Raw genomic sequence first — 18,986 nt, forward strand, 5'->3', positions numbered from 1 at the left:
TAGTAATGCTAAAAAATAAAAAAAGGAAGTGATTTATTTGAAAAGAGGACTTCAAAATGTAGAAAAACTATTGAAAAGAAACCTAAAGAAAAAAGTTTCTTTAAGTTTAAGTTCAATAGTATGTTTTTTAATAAGTGGAACTTTTGCTTTTGGAGAAGAGATTCGAATCGAACAAAATGAAATTCGTACTGAAACTATTTTATTAAATTCTGAAACAACATCATTTAAGAATGATGGTCTTGTTGATATTAAACTTTCTAGAACTCCTGAATCAACAGATTCTATTTTAAAAAGCAATGGAGCTATTTTACTAAAAACTGCGACTATTTCTCAATTCAATAATTCTGGAACTCTTTCTGGAAATATGACCTTTTTAAAATCAAGTGAAGAAAAGTATAACAGTATTGGTGGAAATGGAAATGGAATTAATTTTGGAAGTAGCCGAGCTATTCAAAGTTTAGATATAGAACCTCTAGAACAAACGGTTATTCTAATAGAAAATTTAAACAATACAGGAGTTGTAAAAGGAGCGGTTAAATCAGAAATTGTATCTTTCTCAAATGGTAACGGAATATTATCAGGTGGTGGTACTACTGAGATTGGTAAAATTAAGAATATTGGAATTATCTCTGGAGATGCAAAAGTAGATATAACTGATCTTGAAAATTCCAATAGTTCAGTTAATGCATATCAATCTGGAAATGGTATTTTAATTTTTAATCAGTTTACCGATACTATTTCTAGTAAAACATCCGTAGAAAATGTTGGAGTTATAAGTGGTAATTTCTCTAGTGAATCTCCTACAAATGTTTTCACAGGAAGTGCTGGAAATGGATTTAGTAGCATCGATGTTAACATCTCTAACATTGAAAACAAGGGTGTTATTTCTGGTAAAACAGAAACGTTAGCTTCTGATTTTATACTAAAATCGTCTGTTGGAAATGGTGTAAAAATAACAGGAAGAATTTTAGATGTGGAATCTATAAGTAACTCTGGAACTATAACTGGTGAAACCGCTTCAAACTATCTTGAAGTTGATGAAAACTCTAACTACTCAACTGATTCATCTGGAAACGGTGTTTTAATCGGTTCTCAAAGAGGTTATGGATACGTTATTGATGGTGGCGATATTTATACTTTAGCGCTAGGTAGTTTAGATAATAGTGGTATTATCTCTGGTAAAAATATAGATAAACCTAGTGCTAATAATACATCAATCTCTGGAAATGGTTTTGCTGCATTTGGTGATGCTTATATGAGTTCTGGTATATCTGTTAAAAGTATATTAAACAAAGGAGTTCTTTCTGGATACTCAACTACAAGTTATAACTCTTCAGATGTTAAAATGATATTTGATAATCCAAATGGAAATGGAATATTACTCTCTACAAACAACGAGGTTATAATTGAAAACTATGGATTAATTGCAGGAAGTAATAAAGGAATTTATGGAAACAATCTTTCAACTGAAAACTATGGAGTTATTGCTGGTTCTGTAGATTCAGATGGAACTTTAAATAACAAAGGACTACTCGTAATCGTTCATAATTCTGGATCTATTCTCTCTTTTCAGAATGGAACTGAAGGAGTTACAGCTGATGGCAAAACTATTATAAACGGAACTATTGTTGGAACTGAAGCTGTTTTAAATTCAAGTGAACTAGCTAAAACTTCTGCACTCGTAATAAATGGAGCGAGTTCTAGTGCTGGAGCTTTAAACGTTGATAAAAATACTGTTTTAAGCGATTCAATAATAAATGGGTATAACTCTGCTGTTTATTTAAATGCAGAAAAAACTCTAAATGCTACTGATGTTATTTTTAATGGTGGTGGGCTTAAAAATAACATAGCTGTTATAAAAGGCGATCTTGGAAACAATACAATTCTTATCTCTGGTAATAAATCTATTATAAATGGTGATGTGAATTTAGAAGCTGGAGATGATAGTTTCGCTGTTTCAAATGGAACTCTTATAAATGGAAATTTATATGGTGGAGAAGGTGTTGATATACTAGCTTTAGGTGATGGTACAAACGATTTAAATAGTACTTTAAACAATCACGACGGAAATGCTGATGGAATCGTTGACTATGGTGATTATAGAGGCCTAGCTATATACAACAAAATAGATGGTTTTGAAAATATTGATGTAAAAGGTGCTGTAACTCTTTATGAAACCGCTAAAATTTCAGGAGATACAAATATTGTTATTAAAGCTGGAAGTAATTTAAATCTTAGAATAGATCCAACACAAAAAGACAGCCTAGGAAGAGTTATAGGTCATGCTCTTTATAGTCTTGGAAATAAAACTATAACAACAGAAGCACACGCTCCTGGAAGTTCTTTAGAAGAGTATAAAGGAGATGACGCTCCTCTAACTGGAGGAACTCTAAATATAATTACAAATGGATTGGGAACTGGTGGAGTTATTGCTATGAGTTCAGCTGAAGCTAATAGAGTTGCTGAAACTTCTGGATCAACTTTTTTAGATTCTTCAAAAGAAAACCTATACTTAAAAACCGATTCAATTATTCATAGTGCGACAGTTAAAATCGATGATGCTCTAAAAGTCTCTGGTGATATCGTTGTAACATTAAATCCAGATTTAATAACTATACCAAAACCCCAGCCTGAACCCGAACCTGAACCCGAACCTGAAACTCCTAAAATTATTAATTACAACCAGTTAAATAAAATATATAGAAGTCTTATTGCAGATGCATATAATGTTGATTCTATTAATTTAACAGCAACTTCTGGAAATATTGCTTTTGAGAATCTATTACACCTTTTAAATGAAATCTATAGTAACTCACCTTATTCATTCTCAAACGAGTTAGCAAGAGAATCTATGAATATGTACTCGGATGTACTAATTGAAAATCCGTTTAAAGCTAGAGATAAAAAATGGATGATATACGGTGGATTACTGCATGAAAATATCGACTTGAAAAATAGCTATGAAACTAAAAACTACCATCAGTTTAAAGGAACAGGTGTGGATGCTGATAATAAAATAACTGGTGCATACTCTCTAGCTGAATATGGTTTAGACAGCTCTCTTTCTCTAGGAGGTATTTTAGGAGGAAGTAATAACAAAACTGATATTTCTAATCATTCAAGTTTAGATGGAAATGCATTTTATATTGGAACATATTTCAAAAAAGATATAAAAGATTTAAGAATTTTAGGAGGAATTGGTTATCAATTTAGTAACTATGATTCTAAAAGAGTTGCAAGTAATAGTTTACAAAGTTTCTCGTATAGTGAAAGCTATGATGATAAAGGATTAAATTTATATTTAAGTGGTAGATACAACTATTCTTTAGGAAATAGTTACTACTTAGTTCCAAAAGTAAAATTAAGTTATACAAATATAAGCCAAGATTCTATAAAAGAAAAAGACGCTGCTCTTTCTATCAATGTAAACTCAGAAAGTTTCAGTGTAGTTGAAGGTAGCCTTGGTTTCGACTTAAAAAAAGAATTTTTACATAAAGGTGGAAAAAGCGCATTAAAATTAGGAGCTGAATACAATAGAATCCTTAAAGAAGCTGACGATCAATATCTAACTGCTTATATGAAAAATGGAGATAACTTTGATTTGTTAGTACCTAGTAAAGTTAAAAATACATACTCTATTGGAGCTGGATATGAGTTTGAAAATGAAAAAGGAATTCTTTTCCATGTAAATACTAAATATTCATTCAAAGTTTCAGAAAATAGTAGTATTAGAGAAGGTGTAGATAGTCATAACAGTAGAAAAGGTTGGAGTATTGGAGCTGGTATAGGATATAGATACTAAATAAATATAAATTAAGAAAAAGCCTAGGAAAATTTCCTAGGCTTTTTCTTAATTTATATTTATTTGTGAGTGTGAGGTTACTTTGGGAGTTGATAAGCTGTTTATTTTTGTACCTATGCTTTTTAATACTAGGGTATTGTTTCCAGTTATCGCCATCCCAGCGACGCTGAGCACTATATATACAATCTTTAATAGTTTTACCATAGGCTTACACCTCAGGTGCATTTTCCACAAAGTAATTAAATGCAATTAATTCGGCTTTTTCAACTTCTATTCTAGATATTGAGTTTTCACCACTTTTAATCTCTTTTTCTATTCCATCTTTCCAATCAGTATAAGAATCATAACCAGAATTATCAGGAAGCTCTATTCCATCATCTTGTAAAGTTTGAATATACATTAAAGTAGATCTATCATCTGTAAGTTCTCTTAAAACACTTTTTTCTCTTTCAATCGATTTTTCTGTTTTAGCAATAACCGCTTCTAAAATATATTTCACTTCTGTTCCTGTCATAATTTGTTCCTCCTATAATTTTATTCTTTCTCTCGAGATAGTTTAAGAATATCATAATTTAAAATATAAGTCAGCACCTAGAATCCTAGTCTTCATGAATATATGAATTCTCGAAACAAATACCAGTGTTCACGATTTTATTAAAAAAACATTGATTTAGAAAGAATTTTTTTATACTATATTTTAAGGCCGAAAAGATATATCTAATTAACTATTTGGGGTGAGGCAGTTATGATTTATGATTCATCTAAGGATTGTTTTATAGAGTTTTTAAAAGAGCAAAGATCATTTTATTTATTATCAGAAATTGAGAACGTTTTACCTATAAAAATAGAAACTCTATATAAAAAGTTAAAAAAATCTAAAACAGCAGAAAACACAGTTTATTTTAAACAAAAAGGATTAATTGTAGTAGCTATAAAACCATTTTTTAATTTTTTAATAGATATCGAAAAAAAAGGATGCACATAAAACATCTAAACCAAAAGTGATAGAAGATATGGTAAAATTCTGTGAAAGTATTTATAAGATATTTTTCGATAAAACTGATTTAGAGCATATCTTTTGCAAAAAAGAAGGGGAAGTTGATTATATTATAAAGAAATTCGAATTAAATATATCTAAAAATAATCATAAAAAAATTGTGATTTATCCTGACTTTGTAAAACATTTTGTAATACCTATTATTTTTGATGAAACGAACTCTAAAAATATAGAGGTTTAGTTATGAAGTATATTCTAAAAAATACCCATAAAACTCACTTTACAACGGTTGGCAATGACTTTTTAAATGATAAAAATTTATCTCTATGTGCCCGACTCTTGGGGGTTTTGATACTGTCAAAACCCACTAATTGGGTCATAAATCCGTACTCTCTTAAAAAAGAGCTCGGGATTGGTACAGACAAAACAAAGGCACTAATAAATGAGCTTATCGCTGCGGGTTATATGGCTAAATTGAAAAAACCTATTGTTTTTGCAAAGCAGGGTGAACTTAAAAATGATTTTTTCTTTTCTGACAATCGTACAGTTTTAAAATCATTTATAGAAACTTTAGATTCCAACCTTATTTCACATACACCTAAAACCGCTTCACGGAACTCTCCACCTCGGGATTTTCCAACTGTGGAGAATGAAGTATATACTAATAAAGAAACTATAAAAAAAGAAAATACTAAACTAACTATAGATCCTGACGATGATTTAGAGTTACTTATGAATAAAATTCTAGATTCTAAGACTAAAACGAATCTCTTAAAATCTAAACCAGATATGACTTTAGAAGAGTTTCATGAACTTTATAATAGGGTTCAAATTGAATTTCAGAATGGTTTTTGTAACAGTATAAACTCTTGTTTAATTTTAGCAGCACGTGGTAGTTGGAACTTTCGTAGTAATTCGTCTCTTAAAGTTAAATCTAGAAATTTAGAGCACGAGAAAAAAGTTTTAGAAAATCGAGTAGATTACTATTTAGATTACTTCAAAATAGCCAATTTAAAACCCGAAGAAGCTCTAAACAAATTTAATTCTGATTGTCAAAAATATGATTCTAGTTTAGTCGAGTTTTATTTTGATTATTTAAAAGAGCGATTGATATAATCAAAAGGCACTTATATATTTTAAAGTGGACCCTATGTCAAGGACATTTTATTTGCTATAAGTGCCTTTTTTCTAATTTTTATTTTTTAAGTTATATAAAATTCCTAATGCAACTAATTGAATTCCTGTTAAATCCAGATATTTTACAGGTGTTTCAAAAAAACTAAAAATTTGAATTGATAAGATCATAAAAAATGATATTCCATAATCAAGTTTTCTATTTTGAAAGGCAAACCATAAAAATTTCAGTGTTAAAGCTACATAAGATATTACACCTAAAAGTCCCATCGTTGCTAGAACATATAAAGAACTATTATGAGAATGACCAATACCATTTTTTGGTAAATAAATATATTTTTCTGGAGTTTCAGCATTTATAAAATTTTTATAACTATATCCTACTCCATTTATAAAATTTTTTTCAAATATTCGAGCTGAAGCTTTCCAAATTTCAACTCTTCCAAGATCTCCAGTTTTTACAATTGTATTTAATCTATTAACATAAATATTATTGCTATATTTCTTACTAACTCCAAACATTAGTACAGATAAGATTAAAATTGGGTATATAGCTTTTTTTTCTAATTTTAATATCATCATTAAAACAAAGCAAACTATAACCGCTACCCAATTTCCACGATTCTGAGTTTTTATTAAAACTTCTAATGCTATAAAAAAAATAAATACTAAAGCTATATTTATTTTAAGAGTATTTTTTCTAAAGATTAATATGCAAAGAGTTATTACAACTCCAAACGTAATTACTGGTGCATATCTCCAAACCTCTTCACCACCACTTATTCTAGAACCCCAATACAATCCTTTTATGTAACCTAATCTTTCTAAATAAGAAATTGATACTTTATATATATAACCAACTATCGCACTTAAGCACAAATATTTTAAAAGTTCGTCTTTTATTTTAAATTGAGAAATTGATAAAAATACACACAACATAGTTAATGTATCTAAAAACTCATCTCTTACACTTCTAAAATCAAAAGCTCCTATTGAACTTAATCCTATTGCCGCTATAAATGCTAGCATAAAATATTCAAACCCTGTTTTCTCATATTTTTTATTACTATAAGCTTTATATATTCCTAAAGGAATAATAACATAATTTCCCAATCTCAAACTATATTTTGTTGTTATAAACAATAGAACACAAAATAATCCTAACACTATATAAAATACTATATCCAAATCTATCTTTTTTATTTTCTGATTCACTTTTTCCCCTTTAATAAATACCTTATTTTTCTAGTTTTTAACTTTAATTTTATTATTTCTCTTTTTATTATATTTTTAAAACTTTTATTTTCTTCTAAAAATCCTTTCCAAGGGGTTTCGCTTAAATATTGCCAGTATATATTTTTATATGAAGAGTAGTTTTTACAATCCCAAGGTTTTGAATTACCTGTAAAATGGATTATCCCTATTTCATTTAAAGAAAGGTTATTTTCTTCACTATTGCCATGAGTATAATTCCATTTTATATTTGCTGAAAAATAGTCTGCTTCAAAAATTATATTCAGAGCATCTTGTTCATTTAGCTCTAACTCTCTATCTGGGTTTAAACAATACTCTATTGTATTTAAAAACTTACCATTGTCTCTTAACTTTTCTAAATCCATAACCATAACACCTGCATTAAAGTAAGTTTTATTTTTGTTTAGATTTAATCTTTTTAAACTGGACTCTTGATCTTTTTTTCCATCTAATACTACTCCAATAGACTTATATTTTAAATCTATATCGTAAAGTTCTTCTAAAGGTTTTAAAACTATTAAATCACAATCTAAATAAATTGCTTTTTTTTCTAATTTTAAAAACTCTGGTATAAATAATCTTGCAAAAACTATTGATGTTAAATGAGTTCCCTCTCCAACATTAAATTTATTCAGTATATCTTTATCTATTTTAATGTAATTTAACTCAGATCCAGACAGCTCTACCATCTTAGATATTTTTTCCATGCTATCTTTTGATAAATTTTCATATATTATATGAATTTTCCAATTCTCTTTTGAATTTTTTAAAATAGACACTAATGTTGCTCCTAAATGCCTAGCATAATTATTTTTTTCATTTATTATTAAAATAAGATTTCTCATTTATAAGCTCCTCATATTCTTTAATAACAAAATCACTCTTAAATTCCAATACTCTCTTTTCCATAATTTTATTATAATTTTTAATCTGTATTGGATCTTTTAAAATATTTTCTAAAATAGATCCTAATTTATTATAATCTCCAACTTTAAATAGAGCTCCAGCGTGCCCTCCTTTTAATATTTCAGCTGGACCTGTTGGGCAATCCGATGAAATTATAATCTTTGAGCATATCATAGCTTCTATAAGTACTGTTGGTAATCCCTCATACTTTGAGCTATGCACAAATAGTTTGCTGTTTTTCATCCATAAATATGGATTTTTTCTTTTTCCAAGTAGTTTTATATTACCTTCCAAATTATTTTCTACTATTAATTCCTCTATCTCTTTTCTATCTGGTCCATCTCCGACTATATATAGCTTTTCTTTAATTCCACCTTCTAAAGCTAGCTTATAACCTTTTATTAGTGTAAAATAATCTTTTTGAACAGTATCTAATCTTGAAACAGCGACTATATAATCATCTTCTAAAAGCTTTTTATCCTCTCTTGATAAATCACTCTTATCTTCTGATAAATCTAAAATTCTTTTAAAATTAAAAGGGTTATAAACTCTTTCTACTTTTCCTATTAAATATGGATATATCTCTTCCAACTCTTTTTTCATATCATCACAAATTGCAACTACCTTATCATACTTCATTAAATTTTTTCCAAATCTAACTATTTTAGATTTTTTCTTTAATAATTTTGGAACAGAGTTATGTATCCAAACTAATTTCTTTTTTGCCTTTAGTTTCTCAACATATCTTCTAGCTCCCCAATCGTAATCTAAAAATACATCTACGTCTCCATATTTTAACTCGATCTCTTTTAAAACCTCTACTGTTCTTTTCGTTACAAAACTATGTTCTTTTGCCATTAAAATATTATACATAATTTTATTATATATATTCTTCTTTCTTTTACGGTGATAATAAGTTTTTTGTATAAGTTCTTCTGGTTTTAGAAAATACACATCTATCCACTTTGGTACTTCATCTAAAAATATGTTTTCATCTCCTGAATTGTCCTCTATTATTAAAGAGATGTTATATTTCATTTGATCTAAATTTTGAAGCACCTCTATTAAGACTCTTTCAAGTCCTCCCATACGCAAACTTCCACTTCTTATTACTAAATTTTTCATGCTAATACCTCTTTTAAGGCTTTTTTAAACTCTTCTACTGTTATACTATTTATCTCTAAATTAGGATACTCTTTATCTAAGATATCCTCTCTCACTTTTGATGGTGTCAAAATCTTAAGCCAATTTTCATCGTGGATAAAAGCTCCACTTTTATTTCTAAATAATCCAATCGCTTTTTTTCTTAAAGAAAATGTAGAGTTATACAATCCAGAATCAAAGCCAATAAACAGTGAGCTTTTAGCTACTATTTCAAAAACCTCTTTTATTGATGTTTTATTTACTAAGTTTTCAATTTTTTCATTTTCTAGTATTTCCAATAATTCTTGTGCATAATTAAATTGAAGATCTCCATTTCCTACTAGTAGTATCTTTTTCTCTGGAAGGTATTTTTGAATTTCTTTCAAGTATTGAGCCATCAACTTAGGAGAACATACTTTATCTCTTCCAGTAGAACCGACAGCTACGACTACTTCATTTTCCTCTATTTCAAAAAGTTCTCTTATATTTGGAGTTAACTCTTTTGCATCTAAATCTACTTTCAGAATTTCTTTAACCATTCTAGAAACTTGATTCATAACATAACCAGACTTTAATTCGTAACTTTCTGTATAATATTTATTATTTCTAGAAACTTGCCAGTTTTCGTCCTTTCTTCCAATTCTTTCTTTTATATAAAGATTTCCAACTGTTATATCATTCGCGAACTCTACATTTATATAAGTTGAAAAACCACTTTTATTTAATTCGTACATTTTTTTTAATCTAGATATAAATTTTTTTCTATTTTCTCTACTATATGATATAGTTTTATAACCTAGCATATTTCCTAGAGATACATAGCTCTTTTGCATCATTACATATACGTTTTCTTTTCCATACTTATCCTCTATCATTTTTAAAAGTTCTGTTCTTACTAAAATATCCCCTATTCCATCACAACTTTTAACTAAAACTTTTCCCTCTCCAAAGAACCTCTTTTTAAAAAATCCTAATATAAAACGAATGAAGTATAAATTAACGCCCTCCATTATATAAGATTTTTTGAAGATTTTTTTATCCACTAAACTTTCCACCCCTTCGTTCTCAGCTTTACTTTTATCTCTCTTACTTTTTTAACTAATGATAACTTTTTAAAGTTTTTTATAAAATATGCTAATGAGTATCCTAAATCTCTATTTACACGATATTTTTTTTCAACTTCATATTTTTTCTCTAAAACTAACAAATCATTTTTCATTGTTAAAATATCGTAACCTCTTTTAAAATACCAAAATTTTTCTCGCTTTGCCTGGGTATCTATTATTTTTATACTATCTTCTGCTTTTATAAAATTTGAGGTGTTTAAATCTCCATGATATATTCCCATTTTATGAATTTTTTCTACTATATTCATAATTTCATCAATCTCTTCAGCGGTTTTTATCGGTTTACCCTCTACATACTCCATTAAAATAAAACTTTCTTTTAAAAAAACTCCTCTTCTAACCATAACAGATAAAGGTTCTATAAATAAATTTAATCCCGATTTTATCGCGTAATCTATGTTGAAAAAACTTGTTAAAGCTTCTCCTTTTTTAAACATAGTTTGAAGTTTTCTTTGGGGTATTACAGTTTCAGCTTTTGGAGATTTTAAAACATAATAGCTACCATTAACTTCTATTTTGGCAACATAATTTCTTTCTGTATTCTTATACTCAAAAATAACAAGGTATTCTTTGTCTAATATTTTCTTTGCTAACTCTTTGTATTTTTCAACTTTATAATATATTTTAAAATCTTTATAACTACTTTTTTTTATCATATTACTCTCTTTTCTTTTACAAACTTCTCTATTTTTAGTACTGTTTCATCTATATTAAAACCTTCTATTGTATTTCCTGGTACACTACCTCTTACTATACTATATTTTGAACTTCTTGGCGTAAACAATTTAAAATTATCTTGGTTTGTTGGATATATTCCTACTATAGGTTTATTATAAACAGAAGCTATATGAACAACTCCAGTATCAACACTCAACACAATATCACAATATTTTATTATTCCTGCTAGCTCTCCTATACTTTTAGTTTTTATAAGTAGTTCTACATTTTCTAGAGCTAAATTTTCTAAAATGATTTTCAGCTCTTTATACTCGCTTGGCATAGCTGCTAAATACAGTTTTATATCTGAATCTAACTTTGATGTTTTAATAAGCACCTCTTTTAACTCTTCATAATTAAAACTTCTTTTTTGAGCACTCGCTCTATGATTCACTACTATATTAATTTTATTACTATCAAAATAATCTTTAAACTTTTTTTCATTTTCTCCTAAATATAGTTTATATTTTCTACTTTCTTTATCCAAACCGATTGGCTTTAAGTAATCCATATTTATGTCTGTTGCATGAGCATCTTCATTTACTTCTACATATTTATCATACAAACTAAGTTCATCTTTCTTTATTCCAAACTTTTCTAATCTATAACGCCCCACTAAATATCTAGGAGATAAGATTTTTAATGATAAAATATGGAAAAATCTACAATTATTTGTAAAATCAAAATACAAATCATATTTTTTTCTATTTTTTAATGATGCTTTTAAATTATCTAAGATAGTAAATATCTTATTTTTTTTTAAATATGAATTACCTACTATAACCTTATTTATATAAGGAATATTTTCGACTAAACTTTCTGCACCTTTTATTACACTAATATCTATTTTTACATCCGCATTTAATTTTGAAAGTGCTTCTAGCATTGGTGTTTTTACAATTATATCCCCTATTCTTCCTCCACCAATAAGTATAGTTTTTACATTTTCAGGTTTAAATTCCTTTCTTTTTTTGCTTCCTACCAATTTTATAAAAAATCCCCTCATAAATCCTCCCAATTAATAAAATATCTATCTAAATAGTCTTAACAACTCTTCTCTTATATTTTCATATGAAAATTCTTTTAGTTTTTCATTCATTTCATTTCTAATACTAGCTTCTAAATCCCCATCTTTTAAAATTTCCAACACTTTATTTTCAAATGCAATTTTATCATTTAATAATATTAATCCTCCAGCTTTACCATCATCTAAAATTTCTCTTGGCCCAGTTGGACAGTCATAAGCTATAACTGGTGTATTACATAACATTGATTCTACAAAAACTGTCGGTAATCCCTCTCCACCTGAAGTGTGTAAAAACAACTCTGCATTTTTTAAAAATGGGAATGGATTTTTTCTTTCGCCTAAAAGTAAAACCTCTTTTTTTAAATAAAGTTCTTCTATCTTTTTTTTCGACATTAACTCTATCATCACCATCACCTAGAATATATAATTTTTTTTTAAGTCCTTTTTTCTTTAATTCACTAAATATCTCTACCATAGCAATTCTATTTTTCCCCGCTACTAATCTAGAAACACCTATAAAATATTTATCTTTTAATAATTTTTTATCATTTAAATCTAAATCTGATAAATCTTCTGATTTTTTCTTTATAGTTTCAAAATCCATAGGATTATATATTCTAATAATTTTTTCTTTATATTGAGGCATAAGATCTATTAATTCATTTTTCATATCATCACAAATAGTTACAATGTTTTGATAAAATTTAAATCTACTATTTAAAAATTTTAATTTTTTAGATGTTTTTCCTGAGAATGTATAATGAATCCATGCTACCGCTGGAATTTTTATCTCTTCTATATACTTTGACAAACTCATATCAAAATCTATAATTGTGCTATAATTATTATTTTTAAAATGTTCTTTAATCCACTTTCTCATAGCTACTCTTTCATAAAACAAAGCACATTAATATTGTAGTCTTTTAAATTGATTTTTTTTATCTTTTCTAAGTTCTAATGTTTTTTTACACATCTCTTCTGTTTTTATAAATTCAACTTTAATATTTTTTGGAACTTCACTGAAAAATACATTTTTTTCTGGTAAATTTTCTTTTATTATAAGTGTTATATCTAACTCTGGCTCTTTTGATAACTTTTCCAAATAGTTAATTAAAACTCTTTCGATTCCCCCCATATATAGCTGACCGTTATATATAGCTATCTTTTTTTTCATAACACTATCTCCTCTACATTAAACTTATTTATATCTGCTTCTTCTCCAGCTTCAAAAATGCTAGTTGAAAATATTTGTTTAGCTTGCTTTGATTTTGGTCCCCATACTATTGAATTGTTATCTCCAGTATCCAATCTATATACAGCAGTTAAAGGAATATTTTTTGCTACAGCTATATGCACAACTGATGTATCTGGAGTTATTATATGTTTTGCATATGATACTAGTTCTGCTACTTCTAGTATTCCATTTAATTCAGGATAATAAACTTTAGAATTTTGAAGAGCTTTTTTGATACTTTCAATTTCTAGTTTTTTACTTTTTTCACCTATAAATATGAGTGCATTTTTTTCATCTTTTAAAACCTTGTTACTAATTTCTATAATTTTTTCTATATTAAAGCTTCGATGCTTACTCGCAGCATATGGATTTAATATTATAATATCTCCTTTTATATTTGAAACTATTTTTTTTACTTTATCTTGAATTTCTATATCACTATATATATTATAATTTAATTCAGGATTTTTTATTTGAAATAACTTTAATATATTTTGATACATATAACTTATATGTTCAGCTTTATTTTTTTTGTAACTAATATGAAATAACTTCCAATCAGATTTATCTAATCCTATATTTATTCTGCATTTGCATAGATTAATTAACTTCATCTGATTTACACGTAAAACTTCTGAAAAATCAACTAATACATCATACTTATGAGAGGCTATTTCTGACCCTATAGATTTTTCTTTTCCTTTTTCATAACTATAAACTTTATCTACATAAGAATTAAACTTTATAATATCCTTTGCTGCTCCTCTTGCTAACACACCTATTTTCAAATCTGGATAGTTTTTTTTTATCTCTCTAAAAAGCAAAGTTGTTATCACCATATCACCTATTTTGCCATCATAACGTAAAAATAAAATAGATTTTATTCTACTCATATCTAATTTGTTCTCTTTAATTAAACCTATATTCTTTTCTCGTTTTTTATCGAAAATAGCTCGTCCTACCTTCAACCTGATTCGTCTTAAATAGTCTTGGATTATTCTATTTAATTTTCTAATCATATTTCCCCCGACTTAATTAATTATTTTTATTTTTATTATAACATATATTGAAATCTTTTTTTATCAAAAAAAAGGTAAGCTATTATTATTTTAGCTTACCTATTTCTACATTTCTATCTTATCTCGACCTGTTTGTTTTGCAATATACATTTTTTTATCACTTTCTAATATTGCCTTGTATAACTCTTCTTTATTTTTTATATCTCTAATCACCGCTCCATAAGAAGCTGTTATTATATAATTATCAATTAAATTCAATTTTTTTATCATGTTTTGTAATAACTTTAATTTTTGACCTAGGTTCTCTGAATCAATATAATTTATTATTATTAAAAACTCTTCACCACCCCAACGTATTACATGGTCTTTTTTACTACAAATTAATTTTAAAACACTACTAACTCCCTTTAAAACAAGATCTCCTTTATCATGACCTAAACTGTCATTTATCTTTTTAAAATAATCTATATCAAAAATAATAACCGCACAACTTTGAAGTGGCAAAGTAAATATATTTTCTATAAAATGTCTATTATATAGATTTGTTAAAGGATCTCGAACTAAGGTATAGCTTTTAATCTTTTGAATCTCTTTCAATTTTTGAATTTCATTTTGTAACCTATCTTTTTTAAAAAGATAGGTTCTTAATAGTACAAGTACAACGATAAATATTATTTCTCCTAAATCCAATACATTGAAAAAACCTATTTTTTGGACTAGTATTTTATAATTTGTTTTTTGTAATTGAAAAACGTAAAACTTTTTGTTATTTTTATTGTATTTAAAATATTTTGTAGCTGCAATTAAATTATTCTTTGAATCTATAATTCCAATTTCTAAATTATTCTTTAATTTAAAGTGTCTTAACTCTTTTGAAAAAATTTTTTCATCAAAATCAAAATACCATATCCCTCTTAATGTTTCTATATCATCTTTTAAACGATATTCAGGAATTATAATTGTAAACATCTTTGTTTTGTAAACTTCATCTATATATAAATCATACAAAACAAACTCTATTTCATCTCTTGTTATACTTTTTGCTTTTTTAAAAAATGATTTTGAAATCGTTTTTTTTTGAAATTTTTCTACCCAATCATGATGATACGAATCTATAAAAATAGTATCTCCATCACCTTTAAAAACAGCTGCTTCTCCATTTTCAAACTGTTCTACATAAACTGGTTTTACTTTATTATATGCAATCGATAAAAGTGAATTGTTAAACTTTTTATTCAAAGTTATTTTTGCATCTTTTAAATTATATAAATAATAATTTTCTGGCATAACATCAACTCTATCATAAAAAACACCTGCTTCTCCAACTTTAAAATACTTTATAAATCCTTCTGTTTTATACTCTGGTATTGGTAATTTTTTTCTTGTTTTATATAAAAAGTTCATCTCGTTTTTTAATATATATATATTCTCATCGATATGACTGTTTAAGTGTTCAATTGATGTTTCTATTTCTGAGTATAAAAAATTTCTTTTACTAAAAATTGAAAATGCTAATACTAATACGAATAATATATTCAACATCCTTATATATATTTTCAAAAATCCTCCTATTATAATACTTCTAAACTATTTAGTAGTATATATCTCATATTTCTAAAAGTCAAGAAGCATCTATTTATATAGACGATTCTTATTAAATGGTGTATAATATATAGCATGCTTTGTGTGAAAAAATTAACGTTTTATAGCGTTTTAGGAGGGATTAGTATTAATATTTTTAAAAGAATTTTAGCCACATTTTTAGTTTTAGGAGCTGCTGCTTTCAGTAAAGAAATCACGAATAAAGCTATAACATCAACTGAAGAAATAAACATTACAGAAGTTGTTGAAGATACAATAAATATTGAAAACGAGGTTATTTCAAAGCCAGAATTAAGATTAATCGGCAGTTTTTATACTGTTCATATGAATGACAACGATGTTTATAACAACAACACAAACTTAATTGGATTTGAATACAGACCAATAAAAGATGTTGGAGTTAGTTTAGGATATTTCAAAAACAGTTTTGATAATGATTCATATGTTTTAGCAGTTGCAAAATATTTCAGACCTATAAATAAGTTAAATAATTTCTATCTTAATTTAGGTGTTGGAGTTGTAAAAGGTTATAGAAGAGAAAACTATATCTATGATAGCTCAACTGGTGAAGTTTTAAAAAAATCAAAATTTAATACAAACATTGGTAGTGACTATATAGTAGGAGCAAACGTTGGTCTTGGATACGACATCACAGACTATCTTTCTTTAAACGTATCTTATGTTGGTGCATTTGTATCTGCAGTATCTCTAAAGCTTTATTAATTTCTGAAAAAATTAATAACATACAAAAGACTAGAAATCAATCTAGTCTTTTTATTTTTTCTAATGCAAGTTCTTTTCTTTTTGCTTCAATTTCTACATCAAAATCTTCGAAAAGCATGCTGAATTTTTCTAAATCAGCTAAAGATATATAGTCTGCATGAGATTTATCATCTTCATAATCTCTTCCACTTGATAAATGAGCTAAAGGTTTTCTCGTTTTCCAAGTTCTTTTTACTCTTTCGATGTCATAGTCTTCACTTTTTGTGACTCTAGCATGATGAACATCTAATACAGTTGGTATCTCTATACTCTCACAAAGTTCTAAAACTTCATTTACAGTGTAATAGTGACAATTCTCTAAGACCAAAATACTCTTTGTGTATTCGTCTAAACTTTCAAAAGTCTCTCGAAATTTTTCACGACCATCTTTTTTTCCAATATGTAAAATTAAATCACTACATCCCGCTAACTTTGCAAAATCAGTTTGACTTTTTAATATGTCTAACGAATTTTGAATAACCTTTTCAGAGTCACTGTTTAATACAACAAATTGATCTGGATGTAGCACTAAACGTATTTTTAGGCTATACTCTTTTATAATTGCCAACCTTTTTAAGACTTCTGATTCCTCTCTCCAATTCCACAAATCAGAGTAAGGTATCGTTGCAGAAGATATTCTGTATATATAACCATTTTCAATACAAAACTGAATGCAATTTATAGCGTAATCTAAATTAAAAAGTGCTGCACTTTTTACCTTTTCATAATCAAAAGCCTTTAAAGATCCGACACCTCTTTTCATACCTTTACCATCTAACATACAAACTAAGCCTAGCATACTACCACCGTCCTTTAGCTATTTATACTAGGCTTCTACTCTGTTTCTTTTATTATTCTACTCAAATTGACATGCTAAAATCTATAACCTAAATCTATTGCTAAAGTTTCTCTATCTCCAAATGAATAATCAACTAAAACTGTAAATCTATCATTTAATACTGTAAAAATTCCAACGGATGGTGTTACTTTTTCTAACTCCATTTCAAACTTATAGTTTAAATTACTAACTCCTTCTAGTTCTACTGGAATTGGACCTGATATAGAGCTATCTGTTTTCTGATAAGCAGCTCCTATGTATGGTGTTATAGAATATCCTGCTTCTCTATAGGCAACATATCCAACTCTAGCCATTCCAACCTCAGCACTTTTAGCTGCTACGTCTCCATCCATCTCTATTCTTGTATATGTATATTGCAGTGATGTGAAAATTCTATGATACTCTCCTGCAATTAGTGCTCCTCCACCATAAAGTTTACCTTCTGCTTTATGCTCTATATGCCAATCTTTTTTTCCTGAAGGTAATGTAGATGAACCTATTCCAATTGTTGGTGCTCCAACGTTAAACTTAACTTTAGCATCTAATTGTCCACCTAGTGCATATACATTTAAAAATGGCAGTAAAAAATAATCTACTTTTACTATTTTTACATCTGCATCTACTTTTAAATCTTGTGGTTTTAAAAAATCTGCATTTAAATCTACTTCACCTAATTTTTCACCTAAATCTATCTTCCCTTTTACTCCAGCACTAGTTAGATTTCCATTTTCAACTTGATTTACACCCATAACCGATATTCCCCAACGATTCATAGGATATTCGATCCCTCTCCAACTGTCCGCCCCTAAAACTAATTGTGGTACTAAAAATAACAACCCTTTTAATATTTTCATCTTATCTCCCAACCCTTATTTTTTATAATTTTTTAAACTAACCCTAATATTCTATCATAATGAGGTTAACAGAGCACTTTTTTATTTTTTTAAAAAGAAATTAAAGTTAGTCTCAGAATAATAAGTTAGATTTATATAACTTTTAACGTGTTTTGTGTGAGAAGTCCCCTCTCTCTATTAGGGCGGGGATGAATCGCATGCTTTTTTCTTTTTTTTATTATTGATTTTTAGTGTAAAATCCTTTATAATATTGGGATAATCAATAAAAAAGGAGGTGCACTTTGAAGTATAATTTAGCTTATAAATATAGAATTTATCCAGATGAAGAAAGGAGAATTCTTATCCAAAAAACCTTTGGTTGTACTAGGTTTGTATATAATAAAATTTTAGCTAAGGCAAAAGAGATTTTCGAAGCTGAAGGTAAAAATAAAATTATTACTCCAGCAACTCTAAAGCCAGAATTCCAATTCTTAAAAGAAGTTGATAGCTTAGCACTAGCAAACGTTCAAATGAATGTAAAAGTTGCTTTTACTAACTTTTTTCAGAAAAGAACAGCTTTTCCTAGATATA

At 27.4% G+C, this 18,986-nt stretch carries 19 protein-coding genes; 6 read left to right on the forward strand and 13 right to left on the reverse strand.

What is annotated here, in order from left to right; translation table 11 throughout:
- The first annotated feature begins 37 nt into the window (after window positions 1–37).
- A complete protein-coding gene (locus ACRCZX_RS01425) occupies window positions 38–3,802 on the forward strand; it encodes an autotransporter domain-containing protein (RefSeq protein ID WP_438581161.1) in 3,765 nt (1,254 codons plus the stop codon).
- Window positions 3,803–4,010: 208 nt separating this feature from the next.
- Here the strand turns inward: ACRCZX_RS01425 and ACRCZX_RS01430 are convergent, their stop codons facing one another.
- Window positions 4,011–4,316 (reverse strand): hypothetical protein, encoded by a 306-nt coding sequence (locus ACRCZX_RS01430; protein WP_438581162.1) that lies wholly within the window; start codon window positions 4,314–4,316, stop codon window positions 4,011–4,013.
- A gap of 231 nt (window positions 4,317–4,547) precedes the next feature.
- On the opposite strand from ACRCZX_RS01430, the gene ACRCZX_RS01435 reads away from it, so the two are divergent.
- From ACRCZX_RS01435 to ACRCZX_RS01445, 3 genes are all read left to right on the forward strand, one after another.
- Complete coding sequence (locus ACRCZX_RS01435) at window positions 4,548–4,787, forward strand: hypothetical protein (RefSeq protein ID WP_438581163.1); 240 nt, start codon at window positions 4,548–4,550, stop codon at window positions 4,785–4,787.
- 28 nt (window positions 4,788–4,815) lie between these two features.
- Entirely contained in the window at window positions 4,816–5,040 is a 225-nt protein-coding gene (locus ACRCZX_RS01440; protein ID WP_438581164.1) for a hypothetical protein, read from the forward strand.
- A gap of 224 nt (window positions 5,041–5,264) precedes the next feature.
- Entirely contained in the window at window positions 5,265–5,915 is a 651-nt protein-coding gene (locus tag ACRCZX_RS01445) for a hypothetical protein (protein ID WP_438581165.1), read from the forward strand.
- Window positions 5,916–5,987: 72 nt separating this feature from the next.
- Here ACRCZX_RS01445 and ACRCZX_RS01450 read toward each other — a convergent pair whose 3' ends face one another.
- From ACRCZX_RS01450 to ACRCZX_RS01495, 10 genes are all read right to left on the reverse strand, one after another.
- A complete protein-coding gene (locus ACRCZX_RS01450; RefSeq protein ID WP_438581166.1) occupies window positions 5,988–7,148 on the reverse strand; it encodes an O-antigen ligase family protein in 1,161 nt (386 codons plus the stop codon).
- Entirely contained in the window at window positions 7,145–8,032 is an 888-nt protein-coding gene (locus ACRCZX_RS01455) for a glycosyltransferase family 8 protein (protein ID WP_438581167.1), read from the reverse strand. Before ACRCZX_RS01455 ends, ACRCZX_RS01450 begins: the two co-directional genes overlap by 4 nt.
- Entirely contained in the window at window positions 8,004–9,218 is a 1,215-nt protein-coding gene (locus tag ACRCZX_RS01460) for a glycosyltransferase (protein WP_438581168.1), read from the reverse strand. The genes ACRCZX_RS01455 and ACRCZX_RS01460 overlap by 29 nt, the downstream gene beginning before the upstream one ends.
- Window positions 9,215–10,279, reverse strand: a complete 1,065-nt coding sequence (locus ACRCZX_RS01465) for a glycosyltransferase family 9 protein (RefSeq protein ID WP_438581169.1) — start codon at window positions 10,277–10,279, stop codon at window positions 9,215–9,217. The genes ACRCZX_RS01460 and ACRCZX_RS01465 overlap by 4 nt, the downstream gene beginning before the upstream one ends.
- Window positions 10,279–11,019 (reverse strand): lipopolysaccharide core heptose(II) kinase RfaY, encoded by a 741-nt coding sequence (locus tag ACRCZX_RS01470; protein ID WP_438581170.1) that lies wholly within the window; start codon window positions 11,017–11,019, stop codon window positions 10,279–10,281. Before ACRCZX_RS01470 ends, ACRCZX_RS01465 begins: the two co-directional genes overlap by 1 nt.
- Window positions 11,016–12,086, reverse strand: coding sequence for a glycosyltransferase family 9 protein (locus ACRCZX_RS01475; RefSeq protein WP_438581171.1), 1,071 nt, complete (start codon window positions 12,084–12,086; stop codon window positions 11,016–11,018). Before ACRCZX_RS01475 ends, ACRCZX_RS01470 begins: the two co-directional genes overlap by 4 nt.
- A 24-nt stretch (window positions 12,087–12,110) precedes the next feature.
- Window positions 12,111–12,518 (reverse strand): glycosyltransferase, encoded by a 408-nt coding sequence (locus ACRCZX_RS01480; protein ID WP_438581172.1) that lies wholly within the window; start codon window positions 12,516–12,518, stop codon window positions 12,111–12,113.
- 496 nt (window positions 12,519–13,014) lie between these two features.
- Window positions 13,015–13,281 (reverse strand): hypothetical protein, encoded by a 267-nt coding sequence (locus ACRCZX_RS01485; protein WP_438581173.1) that lies wholly within the window; start codon window positions 13,279–13,281, stop codon window positions 13,015–13,017.
- A complete protein-coding gene (locus ACRCZX_RS01490) occupies window positions 13,278–14,360 on the reverse strand; it encodes a glycosyltransferase family 9 protein (RefSeq protein ID WP_438581174.1) in 1,083 nt (360 codons plus the stop codon). The genes ACRCZX_RS01485 and ACRCZX_RS01490 overlap by 4 nt, the downstream gene beginning before the upstream one ends.
- Window positions 14,361–14,465: 105 nt before the next feature.
- Window positions 14,466–15,920, reverse strand: a complete 1,455-nt coding sequence (locus ACRCZX_RS01495) for a GGDEF domain-containing protein (RefSeq protein WP_438581175.1) — start codon at window positions 15,918–15,920, stop codon at window positions 14,466–14,468.
- 126 nt (window positions 15,921–16,046) lie between these two features.
- Here ACRCZX_RS01495 and ACRCZX_RS01500 point away from each other — a divergent pair, with 126 nt between their 5' ends.
- Window positions 16,047–16,685, forward strand: a complete 639-nt coding sequence (locus tag ACRCZX_RS01500; RefSeq protein ID WP_438581176.1) for a hypothetical protein — start codon at window positions 16,047–16,049, stop codon at window positions 16,683–16,685.
- Between the two features lie 37 nt (window positions 16,686–16,722).
- Here ACRCZX_RS01500 and ACRCZX_RS01505 read toward each other — a convergent pair whose 3' ends face one another.
- Window positions 16,723–17,523, reverse strand: a complete 801-nt coding sequence (locus ACRCZX_RS01505) for a hypothetical protein (protein ID WP_438581177.1) — start codon at window positions 17,521–17,523, stop codon at window positions 16,723–16,725.
- A 74-nt stretch (window positions 17,524–17,597) separates the two neighbouring features.
- Window positions 17,598–18,416: a hypothetical protein gene (locus ACRCZX_RS01510; RefSeq protein WP_438581178.1), complete on the reverse strand. Its 819-nt coding sequence runs from the start codon at window positions 18,414–18,416 to the stop codon at window positions 17,598–17,600.
- Window positions 18,417–18,697: 281 nt separating this feature from the next.
- Here ACRCZX_RS01510 and ACRCZX_RS01515 point away from each other — a divergent pair.
- The coding region (locus ACRCZX_RS01515) for a helix-turn-helix domain-containing protein (protein ID WP_438581179.1) at window positions 18,698–18,986 on the forward strand (289 nt) is incomplete at its 3' end.

This window comes from Cetobacterium sp. (assembly GCF_051658645.1).
Classification (GTDB): domain Bacteria; phylum Fusobacteriota; class Fusobacteriia; order Fusobacteriales; family Fusobacteriaceae; genus Cetobacterium_A.

What these genes read in the sequence shown, in the direction of transcription:
- ACRCZX_RS01430 (WP_438581162.1), bottom strand. Translation starts at nt 4,316, where the DNA reads ATGACAGGAACAGAAGTGAAATATATTTTAGAAGCGGTTATTGCTAAA.
- ACRCZX_RS01435 (WP_438581163.1), top strand. Translation starts at nt 4,548, where the DNA reads ATGATTTATGATTCATCTAAGGATTGTTTTATAGAGTTTTTAAAAGAG.
- ACRCZX_RS01440 (WP_438581164.1), top strand. Translation starts at nt 4,816, where the DNA reads ATGGTAAAATTCTGTGAAAGTATTTATAAGATATTTTTCGATAAAACT.
- ACRCZX_RS01445 (WP_438581165.1), top strand. Translation starts at nt 5,265, where the DNA reads ATGGCTAAATTGAAAAAACCTATTGTTTTTGCAAAGCAGGGTGAACTT.
- ACRCZX_RS01455 (WP_438581167.1), bottom strand. Translation starts at nt 8,032, where the DNA reads ATGAGAAATCTTATTTTAATAATAAATGAAAAAAATAATTATGCTAGG.
- ACRCZX_RS01460 (WP_438581168.1), bottom strand. Translation starts at nt 9,218, where the DNA reads ATGAAAAATTTAGTAATAAGAAGTGGAAGTTTGCGTATGGGAGGACTT.
- ACRCZX_RS01470 (WP_438581170.1), bottom strand. Translation starts at nt 11,019, where the DNA reads ATGATAAAAAAAAGTAGTTATAAAGATTTTAAAATATATTATAAAGTT.
- ACRCZX_RS01475 (WP_438581171.1), bottom strand. Translation starts at nt 12,086, where the DNA reads ATGAGGGGATTTTTTATAAAATTGGTAGGAAGCAAAAAAAGAAAGGAA.
- ACRCZX_RS01480 (WP_438581172.1), bottom strand. Translation starts at nt 12,518, where the DNA reads ATGGTGATGATAGAGTTAATGTCGAAAAAAAAGATAGAAGAACTTTAT.
- ACRCZX_RS01485 (WP_438581173.1), bottom strand. Translation starts at nt 13,281, where the DNA reads ATGAAAAAAAAGATAGCTATATATAACGGTCAGCTATATATGGGGGGA.
- ACRCZX_RS01490 (WP_438581174.1), bottom strand. Translation starts at nt 14,360, where the DNA reads ATGATTAGAAAATTAAATAGAATAATCCAAGACTATTTAAGACGAATC.
- ACRCZX_RS01505 (WP_438581177.1), bottom strand. Translation starts at nt 17,523, where the DNA reads ATGCTAGGCTTAGTTTGTATGTTAGATGGTAAAGGTATGAAAAGAGGT.
- ACRCZX_RS01510 (WP_438581178.1), bottom strand. Translation starts at nt 18,416, where the DNA reads ATGAAAATATTAAAAGGGTTGTTATTTTTAGTACCACAATTAGTTTTA.